This window comes from Pseudoalteromonas sp. Isolate3 (genome assembly GCF_022398505.1).
GTDB classification, from domain to species: Bacteria; Pseudomonadota; Gammaproteobacteria; order Enterobacterales; family Alteromonadaceae; genus Pseudoalteromonas; species Pseudoalteromonas apostichopi.
Window position 1 is genome coordinate 1 of sequence record NZ_JAKEVN010000144.1, and the last position, 8,329, is coordinate 8,329.

Genomic DNA, 8,329 nt, shown 5'->3' on the forward strand with positions numbered 1-8,329 from the left:
AGACTATATTTAATTATGAGTGGCATGAAAGATTCTGGTGTTATTGAAACAGTTCGCGATAGTGAAAAGCAAAAATTGCAACCACCGCGAAAATATAAAGTCATTTTAAATAATGACGATTACACGCCTATGGACTTTGTGATAGAAGTACTAATGACGTTTTTTAATATGGATAGCGATAGAGCAACAGATGTGATGCTTCAAGTTCATCATAATGGTAAAGCGATATGCGGTGTGTACAGCGCTGATGTAGCTCATACCAAAGTTGAACAAGTCAATCGTTACGCACGAGACAACGAGCATCCACTGCTTTGTAGTTGTGAGCAGGAATAAATACCAAGGTGGGTGATCAATTAGCCCGTCACAACGGTATATAAATATTATCTCAGTAAGGGGTTGCCAATGCTAAACAAAGACTTAGAACTAACCTTGAATGCGGCGTTTCGCGAAGCGAGAACACGTCGTCATGAATTTATGACCGTCGAGCATCTTTTACTTGCACTGCTCGATAACCCTTCTGCTGGAGAAGCGTTAAACGCCTGTGGCGTTGATATGAGCGCATTAAAAGTTGAGTTATCAGATTTTATTGATGAAACAACACCGGTGATTCCTGATCTTGAAGAAGACAGAGAAACACAACCGACGTTAGGTTTTCAGCGTGTATTACAACGCGCTGTATTTCACGTGCAATCATCAGGGAAAAGCGAAGTAACTGGTGTTAACGTGCTGGTTGCAATTTTTTCCGAGCAGGAAAGCCAAGCAGTTTATTTACTCAAAAAATCAGACATTAATCGTTTAGATATTGTTAACTTTATTTCACATGGTATTTCTAAAGCAGATGATGATATCGGTGGTGAAGACCATGATGATATTCATGATGAAGTACAAGAAGTACAAGGTGAAGAACCGACTAAGCTTGAAAACTTTACCACTAACCTGAATCAGCAAGCTATTGATGGCAATATTGATCCTTTAGTGGGTCGTGACAACGAAGTTGAACGTACGGTGCAAGTTTTATGTCGCCGTAAGAAAAATAATCCACTATTGGTTGGTGAAGCTGGGGTGGGTAAAACAGCGATTGCTGAAGGCCTTGCTTATCGTATTGTGAACAAGGAAGTACCTGAAGTGATTGCTGATGCAGTAGTTTACTCACTGGACATGGGTGCATTATTAGCGGGGACCAAATATCGTGGTGATTTTGAAAAACGCTTTAAATCACTATTAAAAGAGTTACAAGCTAAACCAGGTTCAATTTTATTCATTGATGAAATTCATACCATTATTGGTGCCGGTGCGGCATCGGGTGGCGTAATGGATGCATCAAACTTAATCAAGCCACTACTTTCAAGTGGTAAGCTACGCTGCATGGGGTCGACAACTTACAACGAGTTTAAGAACATCTTTGAAAAAGACCGTGCTTTAGTTCGTCGATTCCAAAAAATTGATGTGCTTGAACCAAGTGTTGCTGATACCACTAAAATTCTTAACGGCTTAAAAGAGCGTTATGAAGAACATCACGGTATTCGTTATACACAAAAAGCTTTAAAAGCCGCAGCAGAACTGAGTGCTAAATACATTAATGAACGTCACCTACCTGATAAGGCAATTGATGTCATCGATGAAGCAGGAGCTAATCAGCGTCTACAGCCTGTATCGAAGCGTAAGAAAACCATTGGTGTGGCTGATATTGAACTAATTGTGTCAAAAATGGCTCGTATTCCACAACAAAGCGTTTCTTCAAGTGATAAAGAAACACTGAAAAACCTTGACCGCAACCTGAAGATGCTGGTGTTTGGTCAAGATCAGTCAATCGATGCGCTCACTTCGGCAATACGTTTATCGCGTTCTGGTCTTGCAAACGAAGATAAACCGGTTGGTTCATTCTTGTTCGCTGGCCCAACAGGGGTTGGTAAAACAGAAGTTACTAAACAGCTTGCTAAGTGTATGGGGGTTGAGTTTATTCGCTTTGATATGTCTGAATATGTTGAAAGGCATGCGGTAAGTCGACTAATCGGCGCACCTCCAGGTTATGTTGGTTTTGAACAAGGTGGTTTACTTACTGAAGCTGTGATCAAAAACCCACATGCAGTTGTACTATTGGATGAGATAGAAAAAGCGCACTCAGATATTTATAATATTCTGTTGCAAGTAATGGATCATGGAACACTGACAGACAATAATGGCCGTAAAGCCGATTTCAGAAATGTGGTTGTAGTGATGACAACCAATGCAGGTGTTCAGGAAACAGTCCGTAAGTCGATTGGTTTCACTGAGCAAGATCACTCTCACGATGCAATGACTGAAATCAATAAAGTGTTTTCACCTGAATTTAGAAACCGTTTAGATAACATTATTTGGTTTAATCACCTTGAAAAAGAAGTTATTTTGCAAGTGGTTGATAAGTTTATTGTCGAATTGCAAGCACAACTTGATAAGAAATCAGTTAATCTTGAGCTAACTTCAAAAGCAAGAGAGTGGTTGGCTGACAAAGGCTATGATAAAGCTATGGGCGCGCGTCCAATGGCTCGTGTTATTCAAGATGAGCTTAAAAAGCCTCTAGCAAATGCAATTTTGTTTGGTGAGTTAGCTGATGGTGGTTCGGTTAAGGTAGCGGTCAAAGATAAAAAAATTCATTTTGATTTTGAGACCAACCTAGAAACTGCTTAGCCTAATAAGTTAAGTACAAACAAAAAGCCCAGCTAATGCTGGGCTTTTTGTTTATTAAATGGAATTAAAACTAAGTTAGTTTTAACACCATTTAACAAACGCTTTTAGCTCTTTGTAATAAACACACCTGCTCATTCAAAGCAGCAAAAAGCTAAATCTCTCGTTAACGCACTAACTTAGCGAGCACGGAATACGATGCGACCTTTCGATAAATCGTAAGGAGTCATTTCTACGGTTACTTTGTCGCCAGTTAAGATGCGGATGTAGTTTTTTCGCATTTTACCAGAGATATGAGCCACAACAACGTGACCATTTTCTAGCTCAACTCGGAACATTGTATTTGGTAAAGTATCAAGGACCGTACCTTGCATTTCGATTACGTCTTCTTTCGCCATGTTTAGCGTAACACCTCTTTAATAGTTAAACGCTGCAGATTTTGCCGAAAATACTGCAATAAGTAAAGCTACAGGGCTCATTTTTGTAAATTAAATCGCCAACCACTGATCGCCAATGTGCTTTTGTGCAGGCAAAAATTGGGTTTTATATTTCATTTTATTGCATTCGTCGATTTGGTAACCCAAATAGACGAATTGTTTTGCTTGTTGTTTTGCAAATTTAATTTGCTCCATGATCATGATGCTACCAATACTGTACTGCTCATAATCAGGATCAAAAAATGTATAAATCGCAGAGACTGAGTTGCTCATACAGTCGGTTACAGCAACGGCAACTAACTTATCATCATCCCGTAACTCTATAAAAATTACAGGTAGCCATTGGCAAAACAAAAAGCTTTCGTACTGATTTTGATCAGGTGGAAACATAGAACCATCTTGGTGTCTTTGCGTGATATACTTGCAATATAACGGGTAGTACTCAGCCCGTTCGTAATCACTGTAGCTTACAGTAAATATATTTTTTGCTTTGTTTAGTTTACGTTTTTGAGATTTAGATGGAGTAAATTGCTGGGCTAATACGCGTACTGAGTTGCAAGCCTTACAAACAGGGCAATGAGGACGGTATATTTGGTCACCACTGCGCCTAAATCCCAATGCTAATAATTGCTCAAATTTATCAGGGCAATAACAACTTGGGTCAAGAATAACAAGTAGTTGCTCCTGACGGTCTGGTAAATAGCTGCAATCAAATTGCTGGCTTAAACCAAGCCTAGCGGGTAAGTGCTCAGTCATAAATATTAATCAACTCTTGTGGTTGCCACATATGTCTTTTAGGCACAAAACTGTGCGCTAATTTAAGTCTAGTTAAAAATTCCCTGCGTGGGATAACTTTTGCACCTAAAGTGATTAAATAAGGGTTTTCTAATTGGCAATCAATAAAATGAGCTTGGTGTTTCTTAAGCCAATTAACTAATGCCCACATTGCCAGTTTCGAACCATTACTGACTTCATGAAACATTGATTCGCCACAAAATATACCGTTTTGCATGATGCCATACAGGCCAGCAACTAATTTATCTTCATGCCATATTTCAAGGCTATGAGCGATACCTTGATGGTGTGCTTCGATATAGGCATGCATCATTTGCTCAGTGATCCAAGTTCCTTCTGCATCGATACGCTGTTCACGACAAGCATTGATAACGTGCGCAAATGCGTGATTAACAGTGACACGCACAGGAAAACGCTTTAAATACTTTTTTAAACTGCGGCTAACATGAAATTCATCGAGCTCAAGAATACCGCGCATACTAGGCGACCACCACATAATGGGTTCATAATCACTAAACCAAGGGAAAACACCTGTATTGTAGGCTCTTTGGATACGCTCAACTGATAGGTCACCCCCAATCGCCAACAGGCCATCAGGCTCATCAAGGGCTAATTCTGGATCTGGAAAATCAACTGTCTCGGGCGAGAGTTGGTAAAGTTGCTTGATCATATCAGCGTTATCGTTGTTATTTGTTCTAATTTTAACAAAATTTTAGTTATAAAAAAGGGGCTGTTTTTGCAACAGCCCCAGTAATTAGTGTTTTAGATCAACTAATTTATAGGTTATCTAAGAAACGTTCAGCATCAAGCGCAGCCATACAGCCAGTACCTGCTGATGTGATTGCTTGACGGTAAATGTGATCTGACACGTCACCTGCAGCAAATACACCTGGTACGCTTGTTTGCGTTGCGTTGCCGTTTAAGCCCGACTGAACTACTAAATAGCCGTCTTTCATTTCTAGCTGACCTTCAAACATGTCAGTATTTGGCTTATGGCCAATTGCAATGAATACACCCGCAAGATCTAGATTTTCTGTTTCTTCAGAATCAGTTGCTTTAATACGAATGCCAGTTACGCCCATTTCATCACCAAGCACTTCATCTAAAGTGCGGTTGTAATGTAAAACAACGTTACCGTTTTCTGCTTTTTCTTTTAAACGATCAGCTAAGATCTTTTCACTGCGGAAGCTATCACGACGGTGAATAACGTGAACCTCATCAGCAATGTTTGATAAATAAAGCGCTTCTTCAACAGCTGTGTTACCACCACCTACAACCGCTACTTTTTGACCGCGGTAGAAGAAACCATCACAGGTTGCACAAGCAGAAACACCACGACCTTGGAAGTTAGTTTCTGATTCTAAACCTAAGTATTTAGCAGATGCGCCTGTCGCGATAATTAATGCATCACAAGTATATGTGCCAGAGTCACCAGTTAAAGTGAAAGGGCGTTTTGATACATCAACTTTGTTGATATGATCAAAGACAATCTCAGTTTCGAAACGTTCAGCATGCTCTTTCATACGATCCATTAATGCAGGACCCGTTAAGCCGTGTGCATCGCCTGGCCAGTTTTCAACTTCAGTCGTCGTAGTCAACTGACCACCTTGTTGAATACCAGTGATAAGGACAGGGTTTAGGTTAGCTCGTGCTGCGTATACCGCTGCTGTGTAGCCTGCAGGGCCAGAACCTAAGATTAATAGTTTACAGTGTTTTGCGTCACTCATGTTTTTTCCTAAAAACGTTTCAATACGATGTCTATGCGCCCGATTCTAAGAAAAACAAGGCGGATGTAAACAAAAGCCCTGATTATTTTTTTAGTCAAATCGCTAAGCTGTCAAATAATCCTTACTTATTATAATTTAAATAGCTCTTTTTGCTCACAAAGTGGTCTAATTGCCAATTGTTATGCCTTCAAAGTACGGTAATTCATGACCAAGCAATAATTTTTTGATATGTTTTAGCTAATTTTGATATTAGCTCGTGCTATGAGCTAACTAAACGAACAGGCAATTATGGTATTTTGGCAGGAAAAGCCCGCTTTTGGGCTGACTACACAAGACGTACAAGTCTTAACCAATGCAAAAGAGTATCGCACTGAACTATTGCGTTTAATTGGTTCAGCAAAAAACAGGATTTATATTACCGCATTGTATCTTCAAGACGATGAAGCGGGGCGCGAAATATTAACTGCGTTACATCAGGCATCACTTACTAATCCTAATTTAGAAGTAAAAGTGTTGGTTGATTTCCATCGTGCCCAACGTGGTTTGATTGGAGCAGCTAAATCTGATGGCAATGCCAGTATGTATTGTGATTTTCAAGAGCAGTATCAGTCAAATGTGGAAGTATATGGTGTACCTGTAAAGGCAAAAGAGCTTTTCGGGGTTCTGCATTTAAAAGGCTTTGTAATTGACGATACATTATTATACAGCGGTGCAAGCTTAAATAATGTGTACCTTCAGCAAGATGAGCGTTATCGTTTAGATCGCTATTTTTTAGTTCATCAAGCTGGATTATGCAATTCGGTCATCGAATTTATTGAAACTCATCTTTTAAGTTCTGTTGCGGTACCACGCATTGATATGCGCCCACTCGTAAAATTTAACGATATTAAAGTCGCGCAGAAGCAATTGATGCGCGACCTTAAATCGGCAAGTTACGCAAGCGCCGCAGAAGCAAGTGCTGGTGAGCTTGGTGTCCGATTGTTCTTAGGTTTAGGGCGCCGTAGCAATAAGCTGAATCGTTTAATCAAATCGTTATTTGATACCACAGAACAAGAGCTTGTTCTCTATACCCCTTACTTTAACTTTCCTGCACCTTTAATGCGGTCATTACGACGTTTATTAAAACAAGGCAAGCAAGTGACTATTGTCGTAGGTGATAAAACCGCGAATGATTTTTATCTGCCACCAAGTGAGCCGTTTAGTAAAATTGGTGCATTACCATATTTATACGAAACGATTTTATATAAGTTTTTAAAGTCTCAGAAACGACATATCAGTAACGGCAATTTGAATGTCTATCTTTGGAAGCATGAAAGTAACTCTTTCCACTTAAAAGGAATTTGTTCTGATAAACGTTTACACTTGCTTAGTGGGCATAATTTAAACCCACGTGCATGGGGCTTAGATATTGAAAATGGTATTTTAATCGACGACCCTAAACAGCATATCCTTAAGCAAATAGAGAATGAAAAACAAGCTATTTTGAAACATTGCCGCCGCTTAACAGGTCCGCAAGATTTAGAAACGATGGATGATTACCCAGCACCGGTTAAAAAACTCTTAGGTCAGGCAAAACGTGTAAAAGTTGATTTTATTATCAAGCGTTTTATTTAGGGCGTGTTGACCTTTGTAGATTAAAATTTGTTCTCTCTAGGGGCGATTTAATCGCCTTTAGGAAGACCCCTGACGGCAGATCGCGTTTGACATTGATACTGCGTTATCGCCTATTTTTGTGGAACGATCACACTATATGGGTTCTGTCTTGCCTAAATATAAAAAAAGCAGCGAAATGCTGCTTTTTTTATATTTAGTTATTAGCTTACTTTTGTTGGGCATCTAAAGATTTACCGTTAACCTCTTTTGAGTCATCGCTCATCAAGTATAGGTAAGTTGGCATTAAATCTTCAGGTGTTGCTAATTTATCTCTATCTTCACCAGGGTAAGCAGAAGCACGCATTGATGTACGGGTAGCACCTGGATTAATACAGTTAACACGAATATTGGTTTTACCTACTTCACAAGCCCAAGTTTGCATCATACCTTCAACAGCAAATTTTGATATAGCATAAGCACCCCAATGTTCACGGCCTTGGCGGCCTACACCTGACGAAGTAAAAATAACAGATGCACTTGGTGATTTGCGAAGCAGTGGGAACATAAATTTAGTGATCATAGCTTGCGCAGTTACGTTAACCTTCATAATATTTTCGAAGGTTGAAACGCAGAAGTGCTCAAGCGGACCTAATGATCCTAAAATACCTGCGTTATTTAATAAGCCATCTAACTTACCGAACTGCATTTCAATGGTTGCTGCTAAGTCTCGGTAGTTTTGTTTAGTCGCACCTTTTAAATCCATCGGTACGATAGCAGGTTGTGGATATCCTGCATTTACGATCTCATCATATACACATTCTAGTTTATTTGTTGTTTTCCCGAGTAAAATAACAGTGGCACCATGCTTAGCATAAGTTAGTGCGGCAACACGGCCAATGCCATCACCGGCACCTGTTATTAAAATTACTTTGTCTTTTAGCGCATTGTCTGCGGCTTTGTAAGTATGCATAAACGTACCATTGATTAGATTTTTCGCCATTTTACCATAGCAAAAAGCCAAGTTATCGAATTTATTGCAAATTAAGGTGGCGAAAATCGAAACTTTACGTTAACTTTAACTGGTCTAATGTCTTATTAATATTCCAATTACAT

Annotated in this window: 8 protein-coding genes; 3 read left to right on the top strand and 5 right to left on the bottom strand. The window is 39.5% G+C overall.

The window, feature by feature from the left end:
* The first annotated feature begins 24 nt into the window (after positions 1-24).
* Positions 25-333, top strand: coding sequence for an ATP-dependent Clp protease adapter ClpS (gene clpS / locus L1D46_RS18655; RefSeq protein ID WP_175580379.1), 309 nt, complete (start codon positions 25-27; stop codon positions 331-333).
* A gap of 69 nt (positions 334-402) precedes the next feature.
* A complete protein-coding gene (gene clpA / locus L1D46_RS18660; protein ID WP_239978020.1) occupies positions 403-2,667 on the top strand; it encodes an ATP-dependent Clp protease ATP-binding subunit ClpA in 2,265 nt (754 codons plus the stop codon).
* 176 nt (positions 2,668-2,843) lie between these two features.
* Here clpA and infA read toward each other — a convergent pair whose 3' ends face one another.
* The 4 genes from infA to trxB all read right to left on the bottom strand — a co-directional run bounded on the left by infA (position 2,844) and on the right by trxB (position 5,623).
* The gene (gene infA / locus L1D46_RS18665; RefSeq protein ID WP_002962494.1) at positions 2,844-3,062 is read right to left on the bottom strand and encodes a translation initiation factor IF-1; all 219 of its coding nucleotides are present in this window, start codon (positions 3,060-3,062) and stop codon (positions 2,844-2,846) included.
* A 90-nt stretch (positions 3,063-3,152) separates the two neighbouring features.
* A complete protein-coding gene (locus L1D46_RS18670; RefSeq protein ID WP_239978021.1) occupies positions 3,153-3,857 on the bottom strand; it encodes an arginyltransferase in 705 nt (234 codons plus the stop codon).
* Entirely contained in the window at positions 3,850-4,566 is a 717-nt protein-coding gene (aat, locus tag L1D46_RS18675; RefSeq protein ID WP_167657837.1) for a leucyl/phenylalanyl-tRNA--protein transferase, read from the bottom strand. Before aat ends, L1D46_RS18670 begins: the two co-directional genes overlap by 8 nt.
* 106 nt (positions 4,567-4,672) lie before the next feature.
* Positions 4,673-5,623 carry a thioredoxin-disulfide reductase gene (gene trxB / locus L1D46_RS18680; RefSeq protein WP_054551466.1) on the bottom strand — a complete coding sequence of 317 codons (951 nt, stop codon included), beginning with the start codon at positions 5,621-5,623 and terminating at the stop codon, positions 4,673-4,675.
* A gap of 288 nt (positions 5,624-5,911) precedes the next feature.
* Between trxB and pssA the strand changes: the two genes are divergently transcribed.
* On the top strand, positions 5,912-7,237 hold the full coding sequence (pssA, locus tag L1D46_RS18685; RefSeq protein ID WP_239978022.1) for a CDP-diacylglycerol--serine O-phosphatidyltransferase: 1,326 nt from the start codon (positions 5,912-5,914) through the stop codon (positions 7,235-7,237).
* 205 nt (positions 7,238-7,442) lie between these two features.
* Here the strand turns inward: pssA and L1D46_RS18690 are convergent, their stop codons facing one another.
* Positions 7,443-8,186, bottom strand: a complete 744-nt coding sequence (locus L1D46_RS18690) for a YciK family oxidoreductase (protein WP_239978023.1) — start codon at positions 8,184-8,186, stop codon at positions 7,443-7,445.
* Positions 8,187-8,329: the final 143 nt, after the last annotated feature.

What these genes read in the sequence shown, in the direction of transcription:
- clpS (WP_175580379.1), top strand. Translation starts at nt 25, where the DNA reads ATGAAAGATTCTGGTGTTATTGAAACAGTTCGCGATAGTGAAAAGCAA.
- L1D46_RS18670 (WP_239978021.1), bottom strand. Translation starts at nt 3,857, where the DNA reads ATGACTGAGCACTTACCCGCTAGGCTTGGTTTAAGCCAGCAATTTGAT.
- trxB (WP_054551466.1), bottom strand. Translation starts at nt 5,623, where the DNA reads ATGAGTGACGCAAAACACTGTAAACTATTAATCTTAGGTTCTGGCCCT.
- pssA (WP_239978022.1), top strand. Translation starts at nt 5,912, where the DNA reads ATGGTATTTTGGCAGGAAAAGCCCGCTTTTGGGCTGACTACACAAGAC.
- L1D46_RS18690 (WP_239978023.1), bottom strand. Translation starts at nt 8,186, where the DNA reads ATGCATACTTACAAAGCCGCAGACAATGCGCTAAAAGACAAAGTAATT.
- clpA (WP_239978020.1), top strand. Translation starts at nt 403, where the DNA reads ATGCTAAACAAAGACTTAGAACTAACCTTGAATGCGGCGTTTCGCGAA.
- aat (WP_167657837.1), bottom strand. Translation starts at nt 4,566, where the DNA reads ATGATCAAGCAACTTTACCAACTCTCGCCCGAGACAGTTGATTTTCCA.
- infA (WP_002962494.1), bottom strand. Translation starts at nt 3,062, where the DNA reads ATGGCGAAAGAAGACGTAATCGAAATGCAAGGTACGGTCCTTGATACT.